The organism is Nocardia beijingensis NBRC 16342, from assembly GCF_001612785.1.
Taxonomy (GTDB): Bacteria; Actinomycetota; Actinomycetes; order Mycobacteriales; family Mycobacteriaceae; genus Nocardia; species Nocardia beijingensis.
This window is the reverse complement of record NZ_BDBC01000003.1, coordinates 114,677-140,361: the sequence shown is the minus strand read 5'-3', so window position 1 is coordinate 140,361 and position 25,685 is coordinate 114,677. Positions and strand designations below refer to the sequence as shown.

General features: G+C 69.2%; 26 protein-coding genes. 13 read left to right on the top strand and 13 right to left on the bottom strand.

The window, feature by feature from the left end; translation table 11 throughout:
- Window positions 1–294: 294 nt before the first annotated feature.
- Both pcrA and NB3_RS01975 read left to right on the top strand, forming a co-directional pair.
- Complete coding sequence (gene pcrA / locus NB3_RS01980) at window positions 295–2,877, top strand: DNA helicase PcrA (RefSeq protein ID WP_067795477.1); 2,583 nt, start codon at window positions 295–297, stop codon at window positions 2,875–2,877.
- 57 nt (window positions 2,878–2,934) lie between these two features.
- On the top strand, window positions 2,935–3,360 hold the full coding sequence (locus NB3_RS01975) for a hypothetical protein (protein ID WP_157111441.1): 426 nt from the start codon (window positions 2,935–2,937) through the stop codon (window positions 3,358–3,360).
- Between the two features lie 34 nt (window positions 3,361–3,394).
- Here the strand turns inward: NB3_RS01975 and NB3_RS34735 are convergent, their stop codons facing one another.
- Entirely contained in the window at window positions 3,395–3,709 is a 315-nt protein-coding gene (locus NB3_RS34735) for a hypothetical protein (RefSeq protein WP_067795475.1), read from the bottom strand.
- Window positions 3,710–3,923: 214 nt separating this feature from the next.
- Between NB3_RS34735 and NB3_RS33875 the strand changes: the two genes are divergently transcribed.
- A complete protein-coding gene (locus NB3_RS33875) occupies window positions 3,924–5,168 on the top strand; it encodes a helix-turn-helix domain-containing protein (protein ID WP_169810634.1) in 1,245 nt (414 codons plus the stop codon).
- A 55-nt stretch (window positions 5,169–5,223) separates the two neighbouring features.
- On the opposite strand, the gene NB3_RS01960 is transcribed toward NB3_RS33875, so the two are convergent.
- Window positions 5,224–6,447, bottom strand: a complete 1,224-nt coding sequence (locus NB3_RS01960; RefSeq protein WP_067795468.1) for a M23 family metallopeptidase — start codon at window positions 6,445–6,447, stop codon at window positions 5,224–5,226.
- A 537-nt stretch (window positions 6,448–6,984) separates the two neighbouring features.
- Between NB3_RS01960 and sucC the strand changes: the two genes are divergently transcribed.
- The 6 genes from sucC to purH all read left to right on the top strand — a co-directional run bounded on the left by sucC (window position 6,985) and on the right by purH (window position 14,463).
- Window positions 6,985–8,151, top strand: coding sequence for an ADP-forming succinate--CoA ligase subunit beta (gene sucC, locus NB3_RS01955; RefSeq protein WP_067795466.1), 1,167 nt, complete (start codon window positions 6,985–6,987; stop codon window positions 8,149–8,151).
- Window positions 8,152–8,177: 26 nt separating this feature from the next.
- Window positions 8,178–9,092 carry a succinate--CoA ligase subunit alpha gene (sucD, locus tag NB3_RS01950; RefSeq protein ID WP_067795463.1) on the top strand — a complete coding sequence of 305 codons (915 nt, stop codon included), beginning with the start codon at window positions 8,178–8,180 and terminating at the stop codon, window positions 9,090–9,092.
- A 411-nt stretch (window positions 9,093–9,503) separates the two neighbouring features.
- On the top strand, window positions 9,504–10,589 hold the full coding sequence (locus NB3_RS36500; RefSeq protein ID WP_067795460.1) for a DUF5336 domain-containing protein: 1,086 nt from the start codon (window positions 9,504–9,506) through the stop codon (window positions 10,587–10,589).
- Window positions 10,590–10,681: 92 nt separating this feature from the next.
- Entirely contained in the window at window positions 10,682–12,181 is a 1,500-nt protein-coding gene (locus NB3_RS34730; RefSeq protein WP_067795457.1) for a cell division protein PerM, read from the top strand.
- Window positions 12,182–12,202: 21 nt separating this feature from the next.
- Entirely contained in the window at window positions 12,203–12,895 is a 693-nt protein-coding gene (purN, locus tag NB3_RS01935) for a phosphoribosylglycinamide formyltransferase (RefSeq protein WP_371855872.1), read from the top strand.
- Window positions 12,892–14,463, top strand: a complete 1,572-nt coding sequence (gene purH, locus NB3_RS01930; RefSeq protein WP_067795444.1) for a bifunctional phosphoribosylaminoimidazolecarboxamide formyltransferase/IMP cyclohydrolase — start codon at window positions 12,892–12,894, stop codon at window positions 14,461–14,463. Before purN ends, purH begins: the two co-directional genes overlap by 4 nt.
- Window positions 14,464–14,696: 233 nt before the next feature.
- Here purH and NB3_RS01925 read toward each other — a convergent pair whose 3' ends face one another.
- Window positions 14,697–15,158 (bottom strand): hypothetical protein, encoded by a 462-nt coding sequence (locus NB3_RS01925; protein ID WP_067795442.1) that lies wholly within the window; start codon window positions 15,156–15,158, stop codon window positions 14,697–14,699.
- 213 nt (window positions 15,159–15,371) lie between these two features.
- Here NB3_RS01925 and NB3_RS01920 point away from each other — a divergent pair, with 213 nt between their 5' ends.
- Complete coding sequence (locus tag NB3_RS01920) at window positions 15,372–15,959, top strand: LysM peptidoglycan-binding domain-containing protein (protein ID WP_067795440.1); 588 nt, start codon at window positions 15,372–15,374, stop codon at window positions 15,957–15,959.
- An 88-nt stretch (window positions 15,960–16,047) separates the two neighbouring features.
- Here NB3_RS01920 and rpsR read toward each other — a convergent pair whose 3' ends face one another.
- From rpsR to rpmB, 4 genes are read right to left on the bottom strand one after another with little or no spacing between them, the layout of a single operon-like run.
- The gene (gene rpsR, locus NB3_RS01915) at window positions 16,048–16,302 is read right to left on the bottom strand and encodes a 30S ribosomal protein S18 (protein WP_011211513.1); all 255 of its coding nucleotides are present in this window, start codon (window positions 16,300–16,302) and stop codon (window positions 16,048–16,050) included.
- 34 nt (window positions 16,303–16,336) lie between these two features.
- Window positions 16,337–16,642 (bottom strand): 30S ribosomal protein S14, encoded by a 306-nt coding sequence (gene rpsN, locus NB3_RS01910; protein WP_067795437.1) that lies wholly within the window; start codon window positions 16,640–16,642, stop codon window positions 16,337–16,339.
- Between the two features lies 1 nt (window position 16,643).
- On the bottom strand, window positions 16,644–16,814 hold the full coding sequence (gene rpmG, locus NB3_RS01905) for a 50S ribosomal protein L33 (protein ID WP_067795434.1): 171 nt from the start codon (window positions 16,812–16,814) through the stop codon (window positions 16,644–16,646).
- Between the two features lie 10 nt (window positions 16,815–16,824).
- Window positions 16,825–17,061, bottom strand: coding sequence for a 50S ribosomal protein L28 (gene rpmB, locus NB3_RS01900; protein WP_063052922.1), 237 nt, complete (start codon window positions 17,059–17,061; stop codon window positions 16,825–16,827).
- 102 nt (window positions 17,062–17,163) lie between these two features.
- On the opposite strand from rpmB, the gene mrf reads away from it, so the two are divergent.
- From mrf to rpmF, 3 genes are read left to right on the top strand one after another with little or no spacing between them, the layout of a single operon-like run.
- Window positions 17,164–18,501, top strand: coding sequence for a ribosome hibernation factor-recruiting GTPase MRF (gene mrf / locus NB3_RS01895; RefSeq protein WP_244891733.1), 1,338 nt, complete (start codon window positions 17,164–17,166; stop codon window positions 18,499–18,501).
- A complete protein-coding gene (locus NB3_RS01890; protein WP_067795431.1) occupies window positions 18,498–18,758 on the top strand; it encodes a type B 50S ribosomal protein L31 in 261 nt (86 codons plus the stop codon). The genes mrf and NB3_RS01890 overlap by 4 nt, the downstream gene beginning before the upstream one ends.
- 1 nt (window position 18,759) lies before the next feature.
- Window positions 18,760–18,933 (top strand): 50S ribosomal protein L32, encoded by a 174-nt coding sequence (gene rpmF, locus NB3_RS01885; protein WP_067795428.1) that lies wholly within the window; start codon window positions 18,760–18,762, stop codon window positions 18,931–18,933.
- 403 nt (window positions 18,934–19,336) lie between these two features.
- Here the strand turns inward: rpmF and NB3_RS01880 are convergent, their stop codons facing one another.
- The 6 genes from NB3_RS01880 to NB3_RS01855 all read right to left on the bottom strand — a co-directional run bounded on the left by NB3_RS01880 (window position 19,337) and on the right by NB3_RS01855 (window position 25,547).
- Window positions 19,337–20,434: a glycoside hydrolase domain-containing protein gene (locus NB3_RS01880; protein WP_169810633.1), complete on the bottom strand. Its 1,098-nt coding sequence runs from the start codon at window positions 20,432–20,434 to the stop codon at window positions 19,337–19,339.
- A 107-nt stretch (window positions 20,435–20,541) separates the two neighbouring features.
- The gene (locus NB3_RS01875) at window positions 20,542–21,345 is read right to left on the bottom strand and encodes an MHYT domain-containing protein (protein WP_067795424.1); all 804 of its coding nucleotides are present in this window, start codon (window positions 21,343–21,345) and stop codon (window positions 20,542–20,544) included.
- Window positions 21,338–21,895, bottom strand: a complete 558-nt coding sequence (locus NB3_RS01870) for a GTP-binding protein (protein WP_039801302.1) — start codon at window positions 21,893–21,895, stop codon at window positions 21,338–21,340. The genes NB3_RS01875 and NB3_RS01870 overlap by 8 nt, the downstream gene beginning before the upstream one ends.
- A gap of 100 nt (window positions 21,896–21,995) precedes the next feature.
- The gene (locus NB3_RS01865; RefSeq protein ID WP_040782732.1) at window positions 21,996–22,367 is read right to left on the bottom strand and encodes a DUF742 domain-containing protein; all 372 of its coding nucleotides are present in this window, start codon (window positions 22,365–22,367) and stop codon (window positions 21,996–21,998) included.
- Window positions 22,368–22,374: 7 nt separating this feature from the next.
- Window positions 22,375–22,785 (bottom strand): roadblock/LC7 domain-containing protein, encoded by a 411-nt coding sequence (locus tag NB3_RS01860; RefSeq protein ID WP_039801134.1) that lies wholly within the window; start codon window positions 22,783–22,785, stop codon window positions 22,375–22,377.
- Window positions 22,782–25,547: an ATP-binding protein gene (locus NB3_RS01855; RefSeq protein WP_067795422.1), complete on the bottom strand. Its 2,766-nt coding sequence runs from the start codon at window positions 25,545–25,547 to the stop codon at window positions 22,782–22,784. The genes NB3_RS01860 and NB3_RS01855 overlap by 4 nt, the downstream gene beginning before the upstream one ends.
- Window positions 25,548–25,685 lie beyond the last annotated feature (138 nt).

Sequence of the window (25,685 nt, the reverse complement as noted above, 5' to 3'; positions counted from 1 at the left end):
CTTCGTATTGTCCCCCCAGACGGTGTGCTCAGGTACAGGCTCCGCGATCCCGGCGTTCGGCTGGCCGCCGAATCGGATGTCTTGCGAAAGCGCTGAGCATGTCGCCAGTGTGCCACGGGCTGGGGGGTATGCAAAACGGATACGTTTGGCAATCGCGTGAGAATTGCCGGTCGTTTCACGCACCCTTCCCACCAGGGGGAGTTCACCCGCCGTTCAGTCGGCCTGCGCCGAACCGACACCGATGTCACCCGGGGCTTCATCTCTGTCGGTGGCCGCCGGTAGCGTGGATGGACGATGGACATCACGGTGGCTCCCAAGACGCAGGCCGGTCGGGTCGTGCACCCGGATCCGGCATCGAAACCGCAGTTCGCAGGCGGTAACGCGGCGGAGGGGGCGCAGCCTGCCGCCGTTCCGGAGGCGCCGCCGACGGATGCCGACCGCGAGCGGCAGCGCGTCGAGCGGGAACAGCGGCGCGCCGAGGAGGCCGAGCGCCTGCTCGACGGCCTGAATCCGCAGCAGCGCGCGGCGGTGGTGCACACCGGCTCTCCACTGCTCATCGTGGCCGGCGCGGGCTCGGGCAAGACGGCCGTGCTCACCCGTCGGATCGCCTACCTGCTGGCCGCCCGCGGCGTCACGCCGGGTCAGGTGCTGGCCATCACGTTCACCAACAAAGCCGCCGCGGAGATGCGGGAGCGGGTGACGGGGCTGGTCGGCCCGCGGGCGAACGCCATGTGGGTCTCCACCTTCCACTCCAGTTGCGTCCGCATCCTGCGCACCCAGGCGGCCCTGCTGCCCGGCCTGAACTCGAACTTCTCGATCTACGACGCGGACGATTCGCGCCGCCTGCTCACCATGATCAGCCGCGACTTGGACATCGACGCCAAGAAGTACTCGGCGCGGCTGCTCGCGACGGCGATCTCGAATCTGAAGAACGAACTCATCGACCCGGCTCGGGCCACCGCCGACGCGGAATCCGACGACACGGAGCTGCCGGGCTTGGTCGCCAAGGTCTACACCGAGTATCAGCGCAGGCTGCGCTCGGCGAACGCGCTGGACTTCGACGATCTGATCGGCGAGACGGTGGCGCTGCTGCAGAACCACCCGCAGGTCGCCGAGTACTACCGCCGCCGGTTCCGGCATGTGTTGGTGGACGAGTACCAGGACACCAATCACGCGCAATACATACTGGTCCGCGAGCTGGTCGGCCACCATGTGGAAGACGCGGCGGAGGACCGGGTGCCGCCGAGCGAATTGTGCGTGGTGGGTGACGCCGATCAGTCCATCTACGCCTTCCGCGGCGCGACGATCCGCAATATCGAGGAGTTCGAGCGCGACTTCCCCGACGCGGAAACCATTCTGCTGGAGCAGAATTACCGCTCCACCCAGCACATCCTCTCCGCCGCCAACGCGGTGATCGCGCGCAACGAGAACCGGCGCGACAAGAAGCTGTGGACCGATTCCGGCGAGGGCGAGCTGATCACCGGCTACGTCGCCGACAACGAACACGACGAGGCGTCGTTCGTCGCCCGCGAGATCGACCGGCTGGTCGACCAGGGCGAGGCGAATTACGGCGATGTCGCGGTGTTCTACCGCACCAACAACAACTCCCGCGCGCTGGAAGAGATCTTCATCCGGATGGGCCTGCCCTACAAGGTGGTCGGCGGCGTCCGCTTCTACGAGCGCAAAGAAGTACGCGACGTGGTCGCCTACCTGCGCGTGCTGGAGAATCCCGACGACGCGGTGAGCATGCGCCGCATCCTGAACACGCCCCGGCGCGGCATCGGCGATCGGGCCGAAGCCTGCGTCGCGGTGCATGCCGAACAGCGCGGGATCGGATTCGCCGCCGCCCTGCGCGACGCCGCCGAAGGCAAGGTGGCGCTGCTGAACACGCGCGCGCAGCGCGCCATCGCCGGCTTCCTCGAGCTGCTCGACGACATCAGGGCCGCGGGCGAACAAGCGGACTCCGCCTTCCCCGATGTGGGCAACGTCGTCGACGCGGTGCTGGAGCGCACCGGTTACCGCGCCGAGCTGGAGGCCTCCGACGACCCGCAGGACGGCGCCAGGCTGGACAACCTCAACGAGTTGGTCAGCGTCGCGCGGGAATTCAGCTCCGAGGCGCACAACAACGCGGAGGCGGCCCGGCAGGAGGGGCTGCTGCCCGAGGTGGGCGAAGGCGAGCCGGATCCGGGTTCGCTCGCCGCGTTCCTGGAGCGCGTCTCGCTGGTGGCCGACACCGACCAGATTCCGGACGAGGGTTCCGGCGTGGTCACGATGATGACCCTGCACACCGCCAAGGGGCTGGAATTCCCGGTGGTGTTCGTGACCGGCTGGGAAGACGGGCAGTTCCCGCACATGCGGGCGCTCGGCGATCCGACCGAGCTGGCCGAGGAACGCCGCCTCGCCTACGTCGGCATCACCAGGGCCAGGCAGCGGCTGTATCTGACGCGCGCGGTGGTGCGCTCCGGCTGGGGCCAGCCGGTGTCGAACCCCGAATCCCGCTTCTTGCAGGAGATTCCGGGTCACCTCATCGACTGGCGCCGGCTCGAGCCCGCCGGTGCACCCGGAACGCGGGGTCTGCGGCGGCGCGGCGACGACGACGGGCTGGAACGGGACTGGACCCGCGGCGACGGGTGGTCGGAGCCGCGGCCCGGCTTGCGTGATCGCGGCCCGCGCAGGCCCGCTCCCGGCGGCGCTACCCGCAACAACACGAACTTGGTCCTCGCCGTGGGCGATCGGGTCAGCGACGACAAGTACGGTCTCGGCCGCGTGATCGCCGCGGAGGGCTTCGGGCCACTGGCCACGGTGACGATCGATTTCGGCACCGCGGGCAAGATCCGGTTGATCCCGCAGTACAGTCGCACGCTGGTCAAACTGTGAGTGGCGCGGGCCTTTCGACCCTGCCCGTGTCGGCGTCGCGTCGGTAGCGTCCGCGATGTGGATACGATCGCCCAGCATCTCCTGTGGTTCCTGCCCATGCTCTGGCTCGGCATGGTGCTGGCCATCTCGTTCCTGGAAGCGCCCCTGAAGTTCCGTGCCCCCGGCGTCACGTTGCCACTGGGCCTCGGCATCGGCCGCTTGGTGTTCCGCGCGCTGAACATCGTCGAGGCCGTGCTCGCGGCAGTGCTGGTCCTCGCGGCCCTGATCGTCGGCCCGGGCACGGCGGTCTGGGTATGGCTGGGCATCGCCGCCGTAGTGCTGGCCGTTCAGATCGCGGTGGTGCGCCCGCCACTGTCCCGCCGCTCCGATCGCGTGCTGGCGGGCGAGGATCTGCCGCGCTCCCACGCGCACTATTGGTACATCGGCTTGGAGGTCGTCAAGGTCGTGGTGTTGATCGGCTTGGCGATCGCAGCCGCGCCCTAGGTTGCCTAGCGCTGGATCTTGGTCATGAAATGCGTCAGCGCGGTTCCCGCGAAGTGTCCGGTTTCATCCGCCCCGCGTCGATGAGCGTCTGCCGGGCCGCCGCCTTACGCGGGCATTGATCGGCGCGGCATGCCCGATGCCGTTGCATCGTCTGGTGCGCTTCGGTGACGCTCAACGGAGTCTCCGGAGCTTCGTGCGGCCAACCGGCGGGCCACAGCCCGGTGCCGGGCTGATCGGCGCTGATCCGTTCGCGTTCGCGTGCGGCCCGCCACTCGGCCGCTACTCGATCGATGGTCGGTTGCGCCGACATGTCGTCTTGCTCGCCGTCTCGCCACCAGTTGAACCCCATCGCGTCTCACCCCTGCTGTTGTCGCTCGTCATGTGGGCGCACGCCACCCGGCGGGGTGATGGTCACCGCGGGCCGCTCACGGCTTGCGATGCGTCCGCTCGGGACGGAGGACGCGCCCGCCGGGTGGGTGCGGCTGCAAGCGTCGCGCGGAAAACTTCGCTCTGGACTGGGAAAATGGCTACAACGCGTCTACCGATCCGCCTACGATGCACGCATGGGGACGGACGGGGGGTTTCCTCCTGATATCGGGGAACGTCTGCGAGCAGCCAGGCAGGCGGCGGGGCTCTCACTGGCCGAACTGGCCGCACGGATACCGTTCTCGCGCAGCTACCTCGGCCATGTCGAGACGGGAACGCGCGTCGCCTCGGCTGATGTGATCGCTGCGTATATGCGCGCGTGCGGCGAAATGACCTGCGACGCTGTCACACTGGTCAGTATGTTGGGCCGAGCGGATGTCGACCGGCGGTCGTTCTTACGCACATCCGTTTACAGTGCCGCGCTTTCCGCAACAGCGCTGGTGTCGCAGTCGGATATGGCCCGGCTGGTCCGGGTGGGCGAGTCGGTGCATGTCGGCATGCCGGAAGTGCTTGCGGTGCAGGGCATTACGGATGCCTTCCTGCGCATGGACGAAGTGAAGGGCGGTGGCATCGGCCGAACCGCTGTGGCGGAGTTCCTGAGCACGGATGTCGCGTCGCTGCTCCGCTCACGGTTCGCCGATTCGACGGTCCGCTGCGCCGCATTCAGTGCTGCCGCCGATTTGGCCTATCTGGCAGGCTTCAAAGCGCACGATGCCGGGGAAGACGGCATCGCGCAACGGTACTTCCTCTCGGCATTGCGTTTGGCGGAGGAAGGCCGGATGCGCGGCCAAGAAGCCTGGGTGCTGCGCATCCTGGCCATGCAAGGAACCGATATCGGCCAGCCGAACTTCAGTCCGGCACTCGCCGAAGCGGCCGTAACTCGGGACGGCGGCCGACTCGGACCGGATGTGACGGCATTGCTCACGATCGCTGTCGCCCGCTGCCACGCCGAAACCGGCGACCACAGTCGAGCACTGGCCGCTCTGCGCACCGCTGAACCCCACATAACTCCTGACCTGACCAGCGAACAGCCCCGCTGGGTATCGATGTGGTGCCCCAACAAGGGAACGGTTGTGGACCAGACCGCAAAGACGTTCCTCGCCCTAGGCGACACCCCCAATGCTGCACGGTATTACGAGCTGGCCACCAACATCTGGGATCGCGAGACGCACGCCCGTGTGTGGGCGCTCAGCGCTGCTGAAACCGGGCTGCTGCGCTGGAAACTCGGCAAGCACACTGACGCTGTCGACATGTGGCGCACCGCCGTACCCGCACTGCACGCCGTGAAATCCGCGCGTGCCGCTGCCGCCTTGGCCAGAATTCGCCGCACCGCCCCCGAACTGCTCGAGGACACCGGCCCTACCGGCATCCCTGCCATGTGAGGCCGGCGATCGGCCGATGGATGCACGTCGGTGACGTGCTGGACGTGTCGCCGTTTCAGTCGCGCTGCGGACCGAGACTGATGCCGCGGGTGGCGAGCCAGGGCAGCGGGTCGACCTTGTCGGTGCCGTTCAGCCAGACCTCGAAGTGGCAGTGTGGGCCGGTGGAGAAGCCGCGGTTGCCGATGGTGGCGATCTGGTCACCGGCGAGCACCCGCTGGCCCGCCGACACCGTGGCGGTGTCGATGTGGCCGTAGATGGTGATGGTGCCGTCGTCGTGCAGCAGGCGGACCCACATGCCGAAGCCGGACGCGGGACCGGCCTCGATCACGGTGGCGTCGGCGACGGCGTAGATCGGGGTGCCGATCGGGCCCGCGATATCGATGCCGAGGTGCTGCACGCCCCAGCGGGCGCCGAAGCCGGAGGTGAAGGTGCCCGCGGCGAACCTGCTGAAGAGCGGGCGCAGCTTCGACGCCTCCTGGGCGGCGAGGTCCTCGGCGTACTTCTGGCCCTTCTGCAGGATGTCGTTGAACTGATCGAGGTTGGCCGGCGCGGAAACGCTCAGCACCTGAGGGGCATCCGGCGAAGCCGTCGGATCGGCCACGTTCATCGACTGCGCGGCGATCTCGTGGATCTGCCCCGCGGCTTCGTAGTCGACCGCCTGCGACGGCTGGTCGGGCGAGGCGAACGCGGCCTGCCCGGCCGCTACGACAGCGCCCGCGGCGACGGCCGCCACCGCGGCGCGTCCCTTCAGCGCGGCGGGCGGCGCTGCCACCCGGTGCGCGCCACCGCGCTTGTTCGTGGCGCGGCGCGCGGGGATGACGGTCGGGAGAGCGGGTGCGCTCGGCTCTTCGGACTCGGGCTCGGTGGTCTCGGTCGCCCAGGACTCCTCGGGAGCCCAGCAGCCGGTGTCGGACACCCAGGCCTGCTCGTCGGGCGCCCAGCTCTCCTCTTCGGCCCACGCCGCACCGGAGTTCCAGGCCGCGCCGTCGGACCAGGCGTCCTGTTGCGCCCAATCCTGTTGCGCCCAAGCGTTGTTCGCGGCCCAGGAGTCGTCGGCGGCTGCGTTCGCGTAGGCCGACTGGTCGTAGCCACCGTCGTGGGCGGGCTGCTCGGCCTCGAAGCCGTATCCGGCGTCGGCGGACTGGAAGTCGTAATCGCCCTGCGGAACCTCGTACGAGGACGCGGCGTAACTCGCCGGGGCGAAGGGCTCGTCGTCGGGGCGGTAACGATGTCCCGTCCGCGAGCGATCAGCGGGAGCGAAAGTTGAGCTGTGGTTCATCGGCGGTGCCACATCGTGAAGCTGGTGGAACTCGGATGCCGCCTGACCAGCGGCGTCGATCGGTCGAATGCGGAGCGGCTCTCCGTCTGCGGAGCGCTGTGCTGCGTCAAACTTGCCGTCCTCCTAGTCGTGACCGTGTTGTGACATCGACCGCAATGACGGTAACGAAACGATTGAGCCGCGACAAGCGATGCGCAGGGTTCGTAACAAACATGTGAGATTCATCACTCTTCCACCCCGGAATATCTCACTGCGGTATGGGCACTCCGGAGAGGTCGATCAACGACGATTTGTAGTAGAAGGCGGCGCCGCCCTCGGGCACCGCGCTCTACCTGGCGCGGTGCCAGCAACCTACTCGTCAGTAGCGTTGGCCAGCGGTTTTGCCGCTCCGAACGTTGCTCCGTGACCTGCGCCACTTAGGATGAACGTGGCCGATTGGCCCTCCATGTGACTGGTTAGAGTCCGACCCGACCCGCTTCCGACGTCGGGCCGCCAACAAAGACGTTGTCATCACAACGCAGACGAGACGGTGAGTACATGGATCTCTTCGAATATCAGGCGAAGGAGCTCTTCGTTAAGCACGGAGTGCCTTCGTCCGAGGGCCGCGTCACGGACACGGCCGAGGACGCCCGCGCCATCGCGGCGGAAATCGGCAAGCCGGTGATGATCAAGGCCCAGGTGAAGGCCGGTGGCCGCGGCAAGGCCGGTGGCGTCAAGTACGCCGCCACCCCGGACGACGCGCTCACGCACGCGCAGAACATCATCGGCCTGGACATCAAGGGCCACATCACCAAGAAGATCCTGGTGGCCGAGGCCAAGGACATTGCGGAGGAGTACTACATCTCCTTCCTGCTCGACCGGGCCAACCGGACCTACCTGGCCATGTGCTCGGTCGAGGGCGGCATGGAGATCGAAGAGGTCGCCGCGACCAAGCCGGAGCGGCTGGCGAAGGTCCCCGTCGACGCGGTCAAGGGCGTCGATCTGGCGTTCGCGCGGTCGATCGCCGAGCAGGGCCACCTGCCCGCCGACGTGCTGGACGCCGCGGCCGTGACCATCCAGAAGCTGTGGGAGGTCTTCGTCGCCGAGGACGCGACCCTGGTGGAGGTCAACCCGCTGGTGCGCACCCCGCAGGACGAGATCCTCGCGCTGGACGGCAAGGTCACCCTGGACGAGAACGCCGGATTCCGCCACCCGGAGCACGAGGCGTTCGCCGACAAGGACGCGACCGACCCGCTCGAGCTGAAGGCCAAGGAGAACGACCTCAACTACGTCAAGCTCGACGGCGAGGTCGGCATCATCGGCAACGGCGCGGGCCTGGTCATGTCCACCCTGGACGTCGTCGCCTACGCGGGCGAGGGCCACGGCGGCGTGAAGCCGGCCAACTTCCTCGACATCGGCGGCGGCGCCTCGGCCGAGGTGATGGCAGCGGGTCTGGACGTCATCCTGAACGACAGCCAGGTCAAGAGCGTGTTCGTCAACGTGTTCGGCGGCATCACCGCGTGTGACGCGGTCGCCAACGGCATCGTGAAGGCGCTGGAGATCCTGGGCGACGAGGCCAACAAGCCGCTGGTCGTCCGCCTGGACGGCAACCGCGTCGACGAGGGTCGCAAGATCCTGGCCGACGCCAACCACCCGCTGGTGACGCTGGCGCAGACAATGGACGAAGGCGCCGACAAGGCCGCCGAACTGGCAGCCGCCCGATAACGACGGCCGAGTAAGGACGAAAAGAAATGTCTATCTTCCTGAACAAGGACTCCAAGGTCATCGTCCAGGGCATCACCGGCGGCGAGGGCACCAAGCACACCGCGCTGATGCTGAAGGCGGGCACCCAGATCGTGGGCGGTGTGAACGCGCGCAAGGCGGGCACCACCGTCGCGCACACCGACAAGGAAGGCAACGCGGTCGAGTTGCCGGTCTTCGGCACCGTCGCCGAGGCCATCAAGGAGACCGGCGCCGACGTGTCCATCGCGTTCGTGCCGCCGAAGTTCGCCAAGGACGCCATCATCGAGGCCATCGACGCGGAGATCCCGCTGCTGGTGGTCATCACCGAGGGCATCCCGGTGCAGGACACCGCCTACGCGTGGGCCTACAACGTGGAGAAGGGCAACAAGACCCGGATCATCGGCCCGAACTGCCCCGGCATCATCACCCCTGGCGAGTCGCTGGTCGGCATCACCCCCGCCAACATCACCGGCAAGGGCCCGATCGGACTGGTCTCCAAGTCGGGCACACTGACCTACCAGATGATGTACGAGCTGCGCGACTTCGGCTTCTCGACCTCCATCGGCATCGGCGGCGACCCGGTCATCGGCACCACCCACATCGACGCCATCGAGGCGTTCGAGAAGGACCCGGAGACCAAGCTGATCGTGATGATCGGCGAGATCGGCGGCGACGCGGAAGAGCGCGCCGCGGCCTACATCAAGGCCAACGTCACCAAGCCGGTCGTCGGCTACGTGGCAGGCTTCACCGCCCCCGAGGGCAAGACGATGGGCCACGCGGGCGCCATCGTGTCCGGCTCCTCTGGCACCGCCCAGGCGAAGAAGGACGCGCTGGAGGCCGCGGGCGTGAAGGTCGGCAAGACGCCGTCCGAGACCGCCGCGCTGGCGCGCGAGATCCTGGAGAAGGCCAGCATCAGCGCCTGATCTCCCACCGTGCACGAAGGCCGCCTCCGAATTCGGGGGGCGGCCTTCGTCATGTGTGGCAGTGGGCTCAGGCTTGGGCAGAAGCCGAGCGTCCTGACCGGCCACTCGTGGTTCTCCTCGCTATGCATCACGAGGCAGCCGGGCGGATGGTTCATCGAGTCGTCATCCGGAATTCCCCGCCGTTGAGAATTCGCGTGGTGTGAAAAGCGCCATCGCGGGCAACAGTGTCAGTGAGCGGTAGGTGGTCACGCTAGGAACTCCGCACAGGACATCAGCCGCGACCTGCCGGAACGCGGGCGAACCCGCTCGTTCCGGCCGTCGCGGCGGGATGACCCGAGCGAGGGAGTGCAGTAGCGTCAGAAGTAATCCAGCCGTGAAGACCATGTACGACTCGATTTAGGAGACGACGACATGTCCTACCCGACCGGGGGCTCCGGGTACAACACACCCGCGCCCTCAGCACCATCCAGCCAGAGCCCGGCCGCGGGTGGTGCGACTTCAGGTTCGAGCGCTACCGGTTCCGATGCCAAAGGTCTGCCGTTCTTCCTGGTGGTCGGCGTAGCGGCGCTCGGCGTGATCAACTTCCTGCTCGGCTTCCTTCCGTTCCTCGGCAGTAAGCCGATCGATTTCGGCGGCACCAGGGTCAGCGGTGCGGAGACGCGCAACGCCTTCGAGGTGGCGTCCGGCTCGCCGCTGCTCGGCCTGCTGCTGCTCGGCGGCCTGCTCGCCGCGCTGTCGCTGCTGCCCAAGCAGAACTGGACCGGCGCGGCCGCCGCGGCTTCGACCGCGGGCTTCGTCGCGCTGCTGTTCCAGTCGTTCAACTTCGGTCCGGGCAGCGAGCTGAAGGCGGGTGCGTTCGTCCTGCTCGTGCTGTCGTTCGTGCAGGCGGCGGTGGCGATCGCCGCGACGCTGTTCGAGGTGGGCATCATCAAGGCGCCCGCACCGCGTCCGGCCGCCGCGGCGGGCGGGTTCGGCCAGGGCGGCTACGGTCAGCAGCAGGCGTCGTTCGGACAAGGGCAGCCGTCCTACGGGCAGCCGGGCCAGCAGCCCGGCTACGGCGCGAGTTCCTACGGGCAGGGCGGGTACGGCACCCAGTCCGCGCCGCCGCAATTCCCCTCGCAGCAGGGGCAGCCATCGCCTTACGGGCAGAGCCAGCCGGGCTACGGACAGAGCCAGCAGGGCCAGGCGTACGGACAGCCGCAGTCGCCCTACGGGCAGAGCCAGCCGACCACGGCCTACGGCGCGCCGCAGCAGCCGGGCTCGCCGTACGGCGCGCAGCCGCGTCCCGACGAGAGCGTGACCCAGCACTTCGGGGGCCAGCAGCAGACCGGTCAGCAGTCGCCCTACGGTTCGCCGAGTTACGGCCAGCAGCAGTCACAGCCGGGCCAGCAGAGCCAGCCGAGCCAGCAGAGCGGTCCGTTCGGCGGCGAGCAGAGCGGCGACCCGTCCTCGGACGCCACTCAGGCGTTCCGTCCCTCGGACGACAAGAACAAATAGCGAACTCGGCGGACTCCTCCCCGGTGCGGCGATCGCGTGCCAACGGCGCGCCTGACCCGTTCGCGCCGGGGAGGATGCCACGCTGAAATGTCATGAGCTCCTCCAGAAACTCCTCGGCCCGCCGGATCGGCGGGCCGCGCTCGTCGCCGCCGCACCCCGACGCGGACGAAGCCGGGTTTCTGTCCCTCACCCCGGAGCGCTCCAGAGTCCTCATCGCCGTCGCGGGCCGCCCGTCCGCGTTCGGGCTGACCACTCTGGTCGTCCTCGTGCTCGCCACGCTGCTGGCGGCGGGCAGCGATCTGGACGGCGCGTCCGGCGCGATCGCCGCCTCCTGGCTGGGCGTGCACCAGGTTCCGCTGGTGATCGGCAAGACCTCGCTCGGGTTGCTTCCGCTGTTGCCCACCGGACTGCTGGTGTGGCTGGCCGCGCGGGAATGCGCGCGCGCCGTGGAACCGCAGTGCACCCGAGCGGATCTGGGGTGGATCGTCGGCGCCGCGGCAGGCGGCCCGCTGCTGGTCACTTCCGTCTGCCTCGCGGTCACCGAGGACGCTTCCGGCGTCTTCGCGCTGCAACCGCCGAACACCCTCGCCGCGTTCGCGTGGGTCGCCGCGTTGTATCTGCTGGCCGCCGCCATCGGCATCGCCGTCCGTCTCCGCCGCGAGTTGTTCGTGGTGCTGCGCTTGCCCGACTGGGCGGTCTCGGGACTCTACGGCGCGGGCCGGTCCGTCCTGCGCCTGCTGGGTTGCGCGACCGCAGTGGTGGTGATCTCCTTCCTCGCGCACGTGTCGCGACTCGGTGACATGTATCAATCGGCGGGCAACGCCGGGGGCGTGCTCGGCTTGACGCTGCTCTCGGTGGCCTATCTGCCGAATCTGGTGATTCACACCGTCGGTGTGCTGGTCGGTTCCAGCGCGCAGATCGGCGTCGCTTCCTTCGGGGTGTTCTCCATCGTCGGCGGACCTGTCCCGGCCTTTCCGCTGCTCGCCGCGGTGCCGACCGGTCCGGCGGCGGGATGGTGGCCGGTGTTGCTGCTGATCCCCGCTGCGGTCGGTGTGCTCGGTGGACTGGACATCGCGCGCACCTCCACCGACCGGATCGGCGCGCCGTGGGCCACGCTCGTTTCCGCCGCGCTCGCCGCGCTCGCGCTGACGGTGGCAGGGGCGGTCGCTGGCGGCGAACTCGGCGAGGTGGGCAGGGTCGGCCTCCAGCTGCCGATCTTCGCGCTGGTCACGTTCGCCTGGCTGGCGCTTCCCGGCTACGCGGGTCTGGTGTTCGCCCGCTGGTTCCTGGTGCCGGTCGGCGTTCCACCGGCCGACTACACCGATCCCTACGACGATTACCGCGACGAGGACGACTACGACGACTACTACGCGGAGGACGACGGCGACTATTACGAGGACGACGACTACTACGAGGACTACGACCGGCCCGAGCTGGAGGCCCCGCAGCCCCCGTTGGACGCCGAACTCGTGGACTCCCCGCCCGCGATCGAGACCGGCGTCCGCCGCCACGACCACGGCGCGGGCGACATCGTCGACGCCGAGGTGGTCGAGGCGGACCTGCCGGACAGTGACCGGGTGGACGGTCGTTAGGCTCTAACCCGGCGGTGCCGCATCCGTCCGCCATCCGATCGATCAGGGAGTAGAGCGCTGACGTCCCAGCCTGCCTCGTGGAAGCCCGTGACGACGCCGGCCACCGTAGTCGTCCTGGCGTCGGGCACCGGTTCGCTGCTGCAGGCCCTGCTGGAGGCCACGGCCGCGCCCGGCTACCCGGCGAAGGTCGTCGCGGTCGGCGTCGACCGGCTCTGCGCGGCGACCACCCATGCCGACGCCGCGGGCGTACCGCATTTCCGGGTGGCGCTGAAGGATTTCCCCGACCGTGCCGCATGGGACGCCGAACTCACCGACGCGGTCGCCGCGCACCAGCCGGATCTGGTGGTGTCGGCGGGCTTCATGAAGTTGCTCGGCCCCGCCTTCCTGGACCGGTTCGGCGGCCGGATCATCAACACCCACCCCGCGCTGCTGCCCGCCTTCCCCGGCGCGCACGGCGTGCGCGACGCGCTCGCCTACGGAGCGCGGGTCACCGGCTGCACCGTGCACCTGGTCGACGAGGGCATCGACACCGGGCCCATCCTGGCGCAGGAGGCGGTGCCGGTGCTGCCGGGCGACGACGAGGCCGCCCTGCACGAGCGCATCAAGATTGTCGAGCGACGGTTGCTGGCGGAGGTCGTCGCCGCCGTCGCGACGCGAGGCATTGTCTCCGACGGACGAAAGGCAGTTATCCCAGATGAGCGAGTTCTCCGGTGAGTGAACGCAAGCCGATCAGCAGGGCGCTGGTGAGCGTCTACGACAAGACGGGTCTCGTGGAGCTCGCGACCGGTCTGCACGCGGCGGGCGTCGAGCTGGTCTCGACCGGGTCCACCGCGGGCAGGATCGCGGACGCGGGCATCCCGGTGACCAAGGTCGAGGACCTGACCGGGTTCCCGGAGACCCTCGACGGCCGGGTCAAGACGCTGCATCCGCGGGTGCACGCGGGCATCCTGGCGGACTCGCGCAAGCAGGAGCACGTCGATCAGCTGGTCGAACTCGGCGTGGAAGCGTTCCAGCTCGTGGTGGTGAACCTGTACCCGTTCACCCAGACCGTGGCGAGCGGGGCGACCCCCGACGAGTGTGTGGAGCAGATCGATATCGGCGGGCCCTCCATGGTGCGCGCCGCGGCGAAGAACCACCCGTCGGTGGCGGTGGTCGTGGACAGCGGCGACTACGACGACGTGCTCGCCGCGGTGAAGTCCGGCGGCTTCACCTTGGCCGAGCGCACGGCGCTGGCGGCAAAGGCCTTCCAGCACACCGCGAGTTATGACGTGGCGGTCGCGAGCTGGATGACCAACGTGCTGGGCGCGGGCGACACGGCCGAGGACACGGCGCCCCGGTTCCCCGAGTGGCTCGGCGGCACCTGGGAGCGGTCGGCGGTGTTGCGCTACGGCGAGAACCCGCATCAGTCCGCCGCCCTGTACATCAACGGCGACGGCAAGCTCGGGCTGGCGCAGGCGCGGCAGTTGCACGGCAAGGAGATGTCGTACAACAACTACGTCGACGCCGACGCGGCCTGGCGCGCCGCCTACGATCACGAGGCCCCGGCCGTGGCGATCATCAAGCACGCCAACCCGTGCGGCATCGCGCTGGGCGCCGATATCGCCGAGGCGCACCGCAAGGCGCACGCGTGCGATCCGGTGAGCGCGTACGGCGGCGTGATCGCGGCGAACCGCGAGGTCACCGTGGAGCTGGCCGAGCAGGTCGCCGAGATCTTCACCGAGGTGATCGTCGCGCCGTCCTACGCCGACGGCGCGGTGGAGGTGTTGCAGCGCAAGAAGAACGTGCGCATCCTCGTCGCCGAGCCGCCGACGCGCGCGGGCGCGGAGCTGCGCCCGATCAGCGGCGGCGTCCTGCTGCAACAGCGCGACGTGCTGGACGCGCCGGGCGACGACCCGGCCCACTGGACGCTGGCCGCCGGCGAGGCCGCCGACGCCGACACGCTCGCCGACCTCGCGTTCGCCTGGCGCGCCTGCCGGGCCGTGAAGTCCAACGCCATCCTGCTGGCGCACGACGGCGCTTCGGTCGGCGTCGGCATGGGGCAGGTCAATCGCGTGGACGCGGTCGGCCTCGCGGTCCAGCGGGCGGGGGACCGGGCCAAGGGGTCGGTGGCGGCCTCCGACGCCTACTTCCCGTTCCCGGACGGTCCGCAGACTTTGATCCAGGCCGGTGTCCGCGCCATCGTGCAGCCCGGCGGCTCGGTGCGCGACCGCGAGACCATCGACGTCGCGCGCGAGGCGGGCGTGACCCTCTATCTCACCGGGGCCCGCCACTTCGCCCACTGAGGTCGGCAAGCTCGCTGAACGCCGCGCCGGATCGAGGATCCGGCGCGGCGTTCCGCATTGTGCTTCCCGCCGGTGTCGCGCGGTCCGGCGAGGCTTCCGGCGGCCATCGCCGCCAACCGGGCCGAGGTGGGGCCGCCTTCTTCGCGCAACCGCGCCGACGCCCCGTCGCAAGCCGACAGCTATCCGGTTGCGGATGGACGGAGTACGGGCAGGCCCGCCGGGCGCGCGGCGTTCTAGACCGCGCTGAGCACCGTGCGGTTCCCGAGCGGTTCCTTCAACGGCACCTCCAGGGTGCCGAAGACCGCGATCATCGCGCACATCCGGCCGACCGCCTCGGCGCGGCTGCCGGAGCGCAGTTCCACCGTGACCGTCGACGCGGTCTCGGTGACGGTGGCGTCCACGCCGTAGCACTCCGGCGACCCGGTCTCGAAGTTCACGGCTATCTTGTTGTCTCCCAACCGGGTCCACGATCGGAAGGGGATCGGATGCGCGCCGACGATGGTCGGGTCGGCGGTGAATTCGTTGCCCTGGTTCCCGCGCGGGTCCTCGGTCGGCGTGCTCGGCGCCACGGACGTGGCGGCGCTCGTGCTCGGCGTCTTCACCCCGTCGTCCGAACCGCCGCAGCCCGCGGCGGCGAGACAGGCGAGCACTACGGCGACAGCTGTGGCGGCGCGTCCGGCCTGAGTCCGATCCATACCGATCACCCTAGTCTCGACGGCGGTTCGCCGAGTTCGCCGCGGGTGGAGGGTGCACTGGGACGAACCCCACAGTGAACGTTCCGCGAACCGTGCGCGTAATAGCTCCCAAAACCGTTCGAGCCCAGTAAGTTCTGCGGGGATGCGCGCCGAAACCATTGCGGCGGGCGTCATGTCGGATGCTCTACCAGCTTTTTCCGGAAAGGAACCAACGTGGTCGACACGCTGCGCGTAGGCGAAGAACTCGGGCGGGGTCAGTCCCTCCAGGGCGGGGCATACACCCTCACCTTGCAGGAGGACGGCAATCTGGTGCTGTCCGAGCCGGGCGGGAATGTGGTGTGGGCCACCCAGACTCACGACCAAGGCGTGGAGCGGGCTGTGCTGCAGGACGACGGCAACTTCGTGCTCTACAAGAGCGACGGCGCGGCCTGGGCGACCGAGACCAACGGTCAGGCCGCCGACCGGCTGGTCGTGCAGGCGGATCGCAATGTCGTGCTGTACGGCGGCGACGGCAGCGCGCTGTGGGCCTCCGGCACCAACACCGACACCCCGCTGCCCGCCCCGGAGCCGGAAGCGGAGCCGGTGCAGGAGGAGCAGGTCGCGGCTCCGGCCGCCGAGGAGGTCCCGCCTCCGCCGCCTGCGCCCGAGCCGCGCACCTACACCGTCGAGCCGGGCGACACCCTGTGGGCCATCGCCGAGCGTTTCTACGGCGACGGCAACCGCTACCAGGAGATCGCGGATGCCAGCGGAATCCCGAACCCGGACGCGATCAACCCCGGCCAGGTGCTGACCATTCCGTGACCCGGCTGGTTCGGTAGCGACGACGACGAAGACCCCCGGTGCTCACGCATCGGGGGTCTTTCCGGTTCGGCTCGTGCGCGGAGTACGCCTAGCGGCTGGTGAACGGCAGCAGCGCCATCTCACGGGCGTTCTTCACCGCGACGGCGACCTGACGCTGCTGCTGCGGGGTGAGCCCGGTGACCCTGCGGCTGCGGATCTTGCCGCGATCGGAGATGAACGTACGCAGCAGGTTCACGTCTTTGTAGTCGACCGTCTCGATGCCGGCGGCGATGAGCGGGTTCTTCTTCGGACGGCGGGCCTGCTCTGCGCGAACCTTCTTCGACGGTGCTCGCTTGACTGCCATATGACGAGTTCCTTCTCACGAGATCAGTGGTTGTCTACCAGCTCGATTTGTGCACACCGGGCAACTCGCCCCGGTGGGCCATCTCGCGCACACGCACACGGGAAAGTCCGAACTTCCGGAGATGACCGCGCGGTCGTCCGTCGGCGGCGTCCCGATTGCGCAATCGTACCGGACTGGCGTCGCGCGGCTGCCGCCGCAGTTCGGCCTGGGCGGCCGCGCGTTCGTCCTCCGGTGTGCCCGGCTTGCGGATGATCTCCTTCAATTCGGCGCGGCGCCCCGCGTAGCGCGCCACGATCGCCCTGCGCTGCTGATCGCGGGCGATCTTCGACTTCTTGGCCATCTCAGCGCTCCTCGCGGAAGTCGACGTGCTTGCGGACCACCGGGTCGTACTTGCGCAGCACCAGGCGGTCGGGGTCGTTGCGGCGGTTCTTGCGGGTCACATAGGTGTACCCGGTGCCCGCCGTGGACTTCAGCTTGACGATCGGGCGGATGACGGTGGATTTCGACGCCATGGGTCGCTCCTCAGATCTTGTCGCCGCGGGCGCGCAGGCGCGCCACCACGGCCTCGATGCCGTCCCGGTCGATGGTCTTGATGCCTTTCGCGGACACGGTCAGCGTGATGCGCCGGCCTTCGCTGGGCAGGTAGTAGGTCTTGCGCTGGACGTTCGGGTTCCAGCGGCGGCTGGTCCGCTTGTGCGAGTGCGACACGGACTTGCCGAATCCGGGCTTGCGCCCGGTGACCTGGCAGTGGGCCGACATCCGGACTCCCTCCAGTAGATGACAATCATTTTCGACAACAACTGTTCGACAATGTACCGTTGCCGTACAGCAAATGAAAATCGTTACTGAAAGGGGTTCTCGGTGGCTGCGGGAGATTCCACCCTGGTCCCACCCGACCGCAGAACGCCCGTGGTGGTGCTCGCCGGTTTCGCCGGACTCGCCGCGGCGGGCGTGGACCGCGCGGCGGCGATGCTGGGCATGGCCGCGGGCACCGTCGTGGTCCGCCATGACCTGACCCAGCTGCGGGAGGGCATCGTGCACCGCACCGTGCGCACCGCCACGCGCGAGACGTCGGCGGTGCTCGAACTCGCGCACGGCTGTGTCTCCTGCACCTTGCGGATGGACTTGCTTCCGCTGCTGTGCACTCTGGCGCGGCGCGAATCCGTGGATCGCATCGTGCTCGCCCTCGACCCGGCCTTCGAGGCGGAGGCGGTGTGCCAGGCCATCGCGCACGTCGTGGTCACCGGGGTGCACGGTCGCGTCGACGGCCCCGCCGGGCGTGACGTGCGCGTGGACGCCGTTCTGACCTGCCTGGACGCGGCGGTCTGGCTGGCCGACGCGACCGGGGACGAGACGCTCGCCGAGCGTGGCCTCGCCGCGGCGGAGGACGACCGCACGGTGGCGCAGGTCGCCGTCGGGCAGGTCGATTTCGCCGATGCCGTCATCGCCCTCGGCGCGGACGCGGCCCCGGCCGCCGACGCCGCGGTCGAGCGAGGCAAGCTCGCCGCGGTCCTGGCCAGGCTGGTTCCCGGCGCCCCGGTCGCCTGGGTGGACGAACCGGGTTCCGTCACGCCCGCCCTGGTCGAGTCGCTGCTCGCGCGCGTCCCCGCCGATTCCCGCCGCGGCCGGGTCTTCGACGCGCACGCACCGCTTCTGCGCGGCCGACCACCGTTGACCAGCGACTACGGCGTGGAACTCGTCGAATTCGCCGCGGCGCGGCCGTTCCATCCCGCGCGCCTGCACGAGGCGCTCGACGTGCTGTTCGACGGCGTGGTGACCGCGCGCGGAAGGTTGTGGCTGGCCACCCAGCCCGACGAGGTGGTGTGGCTCGAATCCGCCGGCGGGGGCCTGCGCGTCGGCGGTGCGGGGCGCTGGCTGGCCGCGATGCCGGAAGCGGAACTGGCCGAGGCGGACCCGGAGCGCCGCGCGATGGCCGCTCTGCGCTGGGACGAGCGATTCGGCGACCGGGATGTCTCGCTGTCGATCCTGGTGCACGACGCGGATCCGGCGCAGATCCGCGAAGCGCTGCACTGGGCGCTGGTGGAGGACGACGAACTGCGCCTGGTCGAGCGCGCGCCGGAGCGCGTCGCCCGATGGGAGGACCCGTTCGGCGAGTGGCACGCCGACCCGTGCGCGAGCGAGGAGGAGTCCGGGCAGCCCGTTCAGGACCTGAAAACCCCGAGAGGAGAGGCGAAATGAAGAAGGGTATCCATCCGGACTACCACCCGGTGGTCTTCGAGGACGCGGGCGCCGGCAAGCGGTTTCTCACCCGGTCCACGGCGACCAGCGCGCGCACCGTGGAGTGGGCCGACGGCAACACCTATCCGCTGCTGACGGTGGACGTCACCGCCGACTCGCACCCGTTCTGGACCGGTGCGCACCGCGTGCTGGACGCCCAGGGGCGGGTGGAGAAGTTCGAACGCAAGTACGGCAAGCGCGTACGGAAGGAAGCCTGACATGGCGGTGCCGAAACGGAAGATGTCGCGGTCGAACACGCGCAGCCGCCGGTCGAATTGGAAGGCCGCACCGGTGGACCTGGTGCCGGTCACCATCGGCGGCGTTGTGCACCGGGTGCCGCGCAGGTTGGTCGCGGCCGTCCGGCGCGGCTTGATCGACGTCGAGAAACTCTGAGCGGTACGCCCGCGAGCCGGTGCCGCTACCGCGACCGGTGATTGCTCGGCCGATGCCACTGGCGCCAGCAACGCGCGATGTGCTGGTCGACCGTCCGGAAACCGGCACTTCGGCGCCTTGTGGAAAAAAATTTCCGGGCCGTTAGAACATTGACAGCTATTTTCTAGCTATCAATGTGTCCGGCATCACGTCGCACTATTGCGTCGGAGGCGATTGCGACCGAATAGCCACAGGCGGAATCCCGGACCGTCGGTTGGTTTTCGGTCACAGAAAAGTTCGCCGAAAATGGTGCGCTCGCAGCCAGATACCGGTACCCTCGTCGTCGAGGGCGGGTTCTCTTGGTTCCCAAGAGAACCCGCTCATCGCCAATTTTGGGGGCATTCAGCCGGTTTCACTCAGCCGGTCACTCTCGCGCACCGAAGGGCGCGTGTTCGTCGATCGCGCCGGTGTGGGTTCGGTTTTTCGAGGTCAAGGCCGCCGGTCCGGTGTCGTCGGCCGCCGCGTGCCGCGTGCCGTCGTGTCCCGGCAGGCCGGGGAAGTCCGGCAGCCGCGCCTCCAGGCGAGCCAGCTGTTCACCGACCAGCGCCGCGGGGCCCTCGATCAGCGACAACGGCCACGGCCAGTGCCGCCCGTTCCAGCGCTCCACCTGCTCGGTCAGCTCGGCCGTCGTCGCTTCCAGTTCGCTGATCTCGGTACGCAATTCGCCTACTTGCGATCGCAATTCGGCGGCTTCGCGCTCCAGTGCCGCGATGCGCCCCAGCGCCGCGGCCAATCCGTCCACCAGCGTACGACTCCGGCCGTCCGCGTCGACGCCCAGCTGCGGCCAGCCGGACAAGTCGGGCCCGCGCAGCTGAATCTGGATGTCGCGCAGCACTGCCTCTTGTTCCGGCGTCACGTCCGGCTCCTCCTGTTCCAGGAAATCCCACTGGCCGAAATCGATCGTCTCGGCCTCGTTCACGTCACAGCGCACGCCGCCGACCGTCACCTGGCGTCGTGTCTGATGAATGGCACGCCTCGTCTCCACGTTCGTGCCGGACCAGGCGTCGGTCTGCCACGCCCAGGTCGCGTACCCGGCGTCCAGCGCGCGGCTGACCGTCCAGTACCCGCCGTAGATACCGACGTTCGCGCGGCCGAGCACGGTCGCCGCACCGTCCAGATAGGCGTTGACGCGCAACTGGTCTTGCTGGGTCGCGTCGAAATCAGCGGAGAAATAGATCGGCCGGTCCACCCGGCCGCCGCAGCGCAGCACTTGGGCGAGGGCCGCACGCGCGTCGACGATGCCCGCGCCGTAACCGTCCAGCATCCGCGCGGCCGTGGTCTCCCAGTTCGAGACGATCGAGACCCGGTGCGCCCGCAGATCGTTCGCTTCTGCCGGAGTGAGCAGCTTGCCGGGCAGGCTCGGGCCTCCGTCGGATAGGTACCGCACAGCGAAGTCGTACCCCGCCGCCCGAATCGCCGCGCCCCCCGGACGTCCTGCGGCGTAATCGAGACCGAAACGCATGGCCTCCACTGTAAGTGGGCCGGGCGGGCGCGGCCGTGGCATCGTCGAATCCCGCCCGCCCGGGGGGATCGGCCAGTGGTAAACGGTCGATCAGTCCGGCGCGCGAGTCAGCGGGCGGGCTCCAGCTTCGGCCTGCGCGGCTTCGGCGGCGCGGCCAGTTCGCGGCGATCCGGCGCGATCAGCACCGCGGAGATCGGCACGGTCAGCGCGAGCAAGCCGATGACGAACATGGGGAACACGAAGTCGAACAGTTCGACGCCGCCGGGTACCTTCGCCGCCCGGTTGACGTCGAAGTGCAGGGCGGCCACCGCCGTGTAGTACGTGGCGGCCACGCCGACGCCGAACAGCAGTACCGTCGCGGTGCGAGCCAGCGGGAAGCGCAGAGTCTGGAACAGCCACAGCACCGCCGTCGCGGTGATCACCCCGATCACGGCGGAGACGGAGGCCAGCCAGGTCGTGACGCCGACCGAACCCTGGATCTCCAGCGAGCCGATGCCGAGGTAGTGCGTGAGCCCGATACCGAGACCGAGCACCAGCCCGCCGGGCAGCAGCAACGCGAGCCGGGGCGTGCGTCCGACGATCAGCAGGGCCGCGAAGACCGCCACGATGGCGACCACCAGCGCGGCGACCAGCCTGCCCGGGTCGTAACGCATCGCGCTGCCGGGAACTTTCAATCCCAGCATGGCCACCGAGGTGGCCAGCCACACACCGACGCCGCCCAGCGATATCGCCGCCGAGACCAGCCACACCAGCCGGAACTGAACCGAGCGCGCGCCGTGCACGATGCACGCGAGGCCGACCACCGCGCCGAGGACCGAGATGCCAAGCGACAGCGCGATCAGCCAATAGCCGAGCGCGAACTGGTCGACGGACGTCGCGGCGGCACTCTCCGCGGCCAGCACCTCACGCATGGCGGGCGGTTCCTTCCAGCTCGCTGGCCTTCAGCTGCGCGATCGCGTACTCGGTGACCGCGGCGAGCGCCTGGCGCACCTCGATCGCGTTGCGCGCGTCGATGTCGACGATCGGCACGCCCTCGCGCACCGAGAGGGCCTCGCGCAGTTCCGCGATCGGGAAGCGCGGCGCGTCCGGGAACCGGTTGACCGCGATCAGGAACGGAAGCTTGCGCGCCTCGAAGAAGTCGACCGCGGCGAAACTGTCCTCCAGTCGCCGGGTGTCGATCAGCACCACGGCGCCGATCGCGCCACGGATCAGGTCGTCCCACATGAACCAGAACCGCCGCTGGCCCGGTGTGCCGAACAGATAGAGCACCAGGTTGCCGGGCAGGATGATCCGGCCGAAATCCATGGCGACCGTGGTGGTCTCCTTCTCCGGCGTCTCGGCGAGATCGTCGATGCCGTCGGAGTAGCGGGTCACCATCGCCTCGGTGCGCAGCGGAACGATCTCCGAGACCGCGCCGACGAACGTGGTCTTGCCCGCGCCGAAGCCACCCGCGACGACGATCTTCGTCGAGGCGACCCGGTTCTCGAAGCCGTCCTGGCCGGGAGCGTTGCCCGGTGCGAGATTTCCACTTGGCCCGGGATGTCCACTGGGCCCCGAATTCCTATAGGGCGCGGAGTCCACGCAATGTCCTCTCCATCAGGGAACGGCGCTCGTCATAGCTCGCCTCTTCGGTCAGGGTCGAATGCACGCGCATGGTGCCGTCGACGACCAGGTCGCCGATCACCACGCGGACCATGCCGAGCGGCCGGTCCAGATGCGCCGCGATCTCCGCGACCGACAGCCGATGCGTGCCGAGTCGCAGTATCTCGGTGCGGATGTCGCCGGTCGGCCAGTCGAGATGTGCAGTGTACGACAAGGTTTCGATGACCGCCTCCAACGGCAGGTCGATCGCGGGTTCGGTGCGCCCCGAGGTCAGGGCGTAAGGCCGGACCCGCGTGGTCGGTCGTGGTCCGGGGCCGTATGGGTTGGACATCTCACGCTCAGACAGCGGTACGCGCGGTCGCGGTGACCACCGAGCCCACCCGATCGACCAGCAGGGCCATCTCGTAGCCGATGCGGCCGATGTCGTGCGACTTGTTCGCCAGCACGGCCAGATGCGAGCCGTTGCCGACGCTCATCACCAGCAGGTAGCCGCGCTGCATCTCCACGATCGACTGCATCACCTTGCCGCCGTCGAACAGCGACGCCGCGCCCATGGAGAGACTCGCGAGTCCCGCGGTGACGGCGGAGAGCTGTTCGGCGCGATCGCTGGGCAGGTGCGGACTGGTGGCCTGCAACAGGCCGTCCGCGGAGACCAGCACCGCATGGGACACGCCGGGCACATCTCGGGTGAAGCGGGCGACCAGCCAGTTCAGATTCTCGTCCGTGGTGCTGTTGTTCGCGTTGGTCATGCAAGCCCTCCGTCGTTGTACTGCGCATTGGCCCGCCCGCTGCGGACCCCACTGAGATGCCTGGTCAGATTGTTGCGGATTTCTTCCGGATCGCGCGTGCCCGCGTCCTCCGCGGGGGCGAGGCCGCCTGGCACCAGCTGGGCGCCCGGCCTGCGGATCGGCAGCCCGCCGACGGTGCGCGCGGTGGTGGTCGGATGGCTGGCGTCCTCGGCGGCCATCCAGCCCGCGTCACCAGGCGAGGACCACGAGCTGTCCGGCGACGGCGAGGTCGAGGGCTCGACCAGCCATTCCGAGACCATGCGTTGATAGATGGGGGTCGGGGAAGTGCCCGCGACCGGCTGCAGCCGGGAGGAGGTCACCGTCGCGGGTTCCGGTGCCGTCTGCTGCGGTGGTTCGGCGGGTGCGGCCGGCTTCCGGATCGGAAGGCCGGATCGAGCGGTGGTCTGCGGCGCGGGCGGCTGGGCCGGCACGGCGGGTGTGGGACCGGTGGTCGGCTCGTCGTCCTTGACCTCGGTCCACAGATCGGTGCGCGGGGGCTGCTGCTCCCGCTCGACGGCCTGCTCGCCGACGCCGGGCGTCACCGCGGCGAACGGACCGGAAGGAGTGCGCTCGTCGGCGCGCGGCGCGAGCACCGGCCAGGGCTGGGTGGCAGGCTGATCCGCCGGGTTGACCGCCCGGCCGACCGGCGTGGAGACCGTGGGCTGCTCGGGGGTGTCGGCGACCCGGATGGCCGGACGGCGCTGCGGCAGGCCCGAACTGGTCACCCCGAAGCGCGCGGTGTCGCGCTGCGGCAGGCTCGGCACCGGAACCAGGTTGCGCGGCTGCGCGCCGGTGGGCGGCGTCGCGAGCGAGGGCAGCTGATGCTCGGCGGTGATGTCGAGCGGCTTGCCCGCCGGGTCGGTGACGTCCATCGGCGGCGCCACCAGCGCGCCGGGCAGGTGGACGCTGGCGGTGATGCCCGGCTGCTGCGCCATCGTGGACGTGCGGCGCAGGCTGACCGTGATGGTGTGGCGCTTGGCCAGGCGGCCGACGACGAACAGGCCCATGCGGCGGGCGGTCTCGACCGTGACCTCACCACCGGAGGCGAGCCGGTCGTTGGTGGTCTGGAGGTCTTCCAGGGACATGCCGAGGCCGCGGTCGGTGATCTCGATCAGGTAGCCGCCGTCCACCGCGCGCGACACCATCACGGTGACCGGCGTGGTCGGCGGGGAGTAACGCAGTGCGTTGTCGATCAACTCGGCGAGCAGGTGTTCGATGTCGACGGCGGGCTCGCCCGCGACGATGCCGTCGGGCACCGCGCCGATCTCGACGCGCTGGTAGTCCTCCACCTGGGAGACCGCGCTCCAGAGCATGTCCGACAGCGGCACCGGGTGCAGCTGGCCACGGCGCAGCGCGGTGCCGGCCAGCACCAGCAGGTTGTCGCCGTTGCGGCGCATGCGGGTGGCCAGGTGGTCGAGGCGGAACAGGCTCTGCAACCGGTCGGTGTCGTCCTCGTCGTGCTCGAGGTCCTCGATCAGCGCCAGCTGCTGCTCGACCAGCGATTGGCTGCGCCGCGACAGGGTCTCGAACATGTTCCCGATCTGCAGGCGCAGGCGGGCCTGGTCGGCGGCGAGGTTGAGCGCCTGCTCGTGGATCTCGTCCACGGCGCGGGCCAGCTGGCCGATCTCGTCGGTGGTGTGCACCGCGACCGGGGTGATCTCGGGGGTGGTGCCGCCCGCGCGCACCACGGCGAGCTCGTCGGGCAGTTTGATGTGCGCCACTTCCAGCGCGTCCCGCCGCAGGCGGCGGACCGGCACGACCAGGGTGCGCGCGACCGAGAGCGCCAGCGCAAGGCCCGCGAGCAGCATGCCGATGACGATCGTCGTCTCGCGCAGCGCACCGGCCTGGGCTTCGGTGGTGCGGGCGGCCAGCGCGCCGTCGATGGTGTCGATCAACTGCGCGGTGGTCTTCTCGTAGGTGTCCGAGCTGATCAGCAGCGAGTCGATGACGGCGGGATTGGTCGCCGGATCGGCGGCGTTCTGGCTGAAGGTGCCCAGGCGGGTCTGCACCGCGTCCAGCAGCGGGCGCATGTTGCCCGCGTAGTCCGGCAGGATCTGCGCGTACTGGTAGATCATGGTGATCTCGGCGCCCGCGGCGACCAGCACGCGGGGCCGCACGCTCGGGTTGCGGCCCGCGTCCGGCGAGCCGATCAGCATGCGCTGCTGGGTGAGCACGCGCCGCGCGGTCTGCACCGACGCCAGCTGCAGGAAGTACCGCTGGATGACCAGGTCGTCCACCGAGGGCGACAGCGCGAGCGCGTTGCCGATGCGGACCATGATCTCGTCGGACTGCTCGCCGACCATGGCGGGCGAGCCGTTGCGCAGGCTGTTGCGCATCGTGGTGCCGGTGGCGATGGCCGAGGCGAGCTCGGAGGTGACCCGCCCGCTGACCTTGGTGGTCTGCAACGCCGCTTCCAGTTCGGCCAGGGCCTGGTCGAACCTCGTCAGCGCGGCGTCGGTCTGCGGGTCAGCGGTGTTGCCCCAGGTGGCGGTCGCGGTGACGCCGAGTTGCTCGGTGGCCGTGCCGAACTTGACGATCGGGCGGATGATGATGGCCTGTTCGGTCGCCGCGTCCAACTGCGCCATGGTGCGCAGTTCGTTGTTGATGCGGAGCACGGCGAAGACGGTGGCCAACAGCACCGGAAGCACCAGCACGACGCCAACCTTGCGGGTGACCGACCAGTTCGACAGGCTGAATTGCCAGGACCGCGGTGCAGCTTCCATCCGCTTCCGTCGCCTCCGCTTCACCAGTGACCTCGGGCGCGCGTGGCTGTTCGGTATTGATTCAACCCGCAAAGAACCAACTAGAGGTCTTCTTTTTACCGCACGGAACATACCGTGCAGAGTGGTCATCGGCAATCC

Coding starts and splice junctions, on each gene's coding strand:
- sucD (WP_067795463.1), top strand. CDS start 8,178: ATGTCTATCTTCCTGAACAAGGACTCCAAGGTCATCGTCCAGGGCATC.
- NB3_RS01890 (WP_067795431.1), top strand. CDS start 18,498: ATGAAGAAGGGTATCCATCCGGACTACCACCCGGTGGTCTTCGAGGAC.
- rpmB (WP_063052922.1), bottom strand. CDS start 17,061: ATGTCGGCCCACTGCCAGGTCACCGGGCGCAAGCCCGGATTCGGCAAG.
- NB3_RS01960 (WP_067795468.1), bottom strand. CDS start 6,447: ATGAACCACAGCTCAACTTTCGCTCCCGCTGATCGCTCGCGGACGGGA.
- rpmG (WP_067795434.1), bottom strand. CDS start 16,814: ATGGCGTCGAAATCCACCGTCATCCGCCCGATCGTCAAGCTGAAGTCC.
- NB3_RS01855 (WP_067795422.1), bottom strand. CDS start 25,547: ATGGAAGCTGCACCGCGGTCCTGGCAATTCAGCCTGTCGAACTGGTCG.
- NB3_RS36500 (WP_067795460.1), top strand. CDS start 9,504: ATGTCCTACCCGACCGGGGGCTCCGGGTACAACACACCCGCGCCCTCA.
- NB3_RS01875 (WP_067795424.1), bottom strand. CDS start 21,345: ATGCGTGAGGTGCTGGCCGCGGAGAGTGCCGCCGCGACGTCCGTCGAC.
- NB3_RS34730 (WP_067795457.1), top strand. CDS start 10,682: ATGAGCTCCTCCAGAAACTCCTCGGCCCGCCGGATCGGCGGGCCGCGC.
- NB3_RS01925 (WP_067795442.1), bottom strand. CDS start 15,158: ATGGATCGGACTCAGGCCGGACGCGCCGCCACAGCTGTCGCCGTAGTG.
- NB3_RS34735 (WP_067795475.1), bottom strand. CDS start 3,709: ATGGGGTTCAACTGGTGGCGAGACGGCGAGCAAGACGACATGTCGGCG.
- rpsR (WP_011211513.1), bottom strand. CDS start 16,302: ATGGCAGTCAAGCGAGCACCGTCGAAGAAGGTTCGCGCAGAGCAGGCC.
- rpmF (WP_067795428.1), top strand. CDS start 18,760: ATGGCGGTGCCGAAACGGAAGATGTCGCGGTCGAACACGCGCAGCCGC.
- NB3_RS01865 (WP_040782732.1), bottom strand. CDS start 22,367: ATGTCCAACCCATACGGCCCCGGACCACGACCGACCACGCGGGTCCGG.
- sucC (WP_067795466.1), top strand. CDS start 6,985: ATGGATCTCTTCGAATATCAGGCGAAGGAGCTCTTCGTTAAGCACGGA.
- rpsN (WP_067795437.1), bottom strand. CDS start 16,642: ATGGCCAAGAAGTCGAAGATCGCCCGCGATCAGCAGCGCAGGGCGATC.
- pcrA (WP_067795477.1), top strand. CDS start 295: ATGGACATCACGGTGGCTCCCAAGACGCAGGCCGGTCGGGTCGTGCAC.
- NB3_RS01860 (WP_039801134.1), bottom strand. CDS start 22,785: ATGACCAACGCGAACAACAGCACCACGGACGAGAATCTGAACTGGCTG.
- NB3_RS01880 (WP_169810633.1), bottom strand. CDS start 20,434: ATGCGTTTCGGTCTCGATTACGCCGCAGGACGTCCGGGGGGCGCGGCG.
- NB3_RS33875 (WP_169810634.1), top strand. CDS start 3,924: ATGGGGACGGACGGGGGGTTTCCTCCTGATATCGGGGAACGTCTGCGA.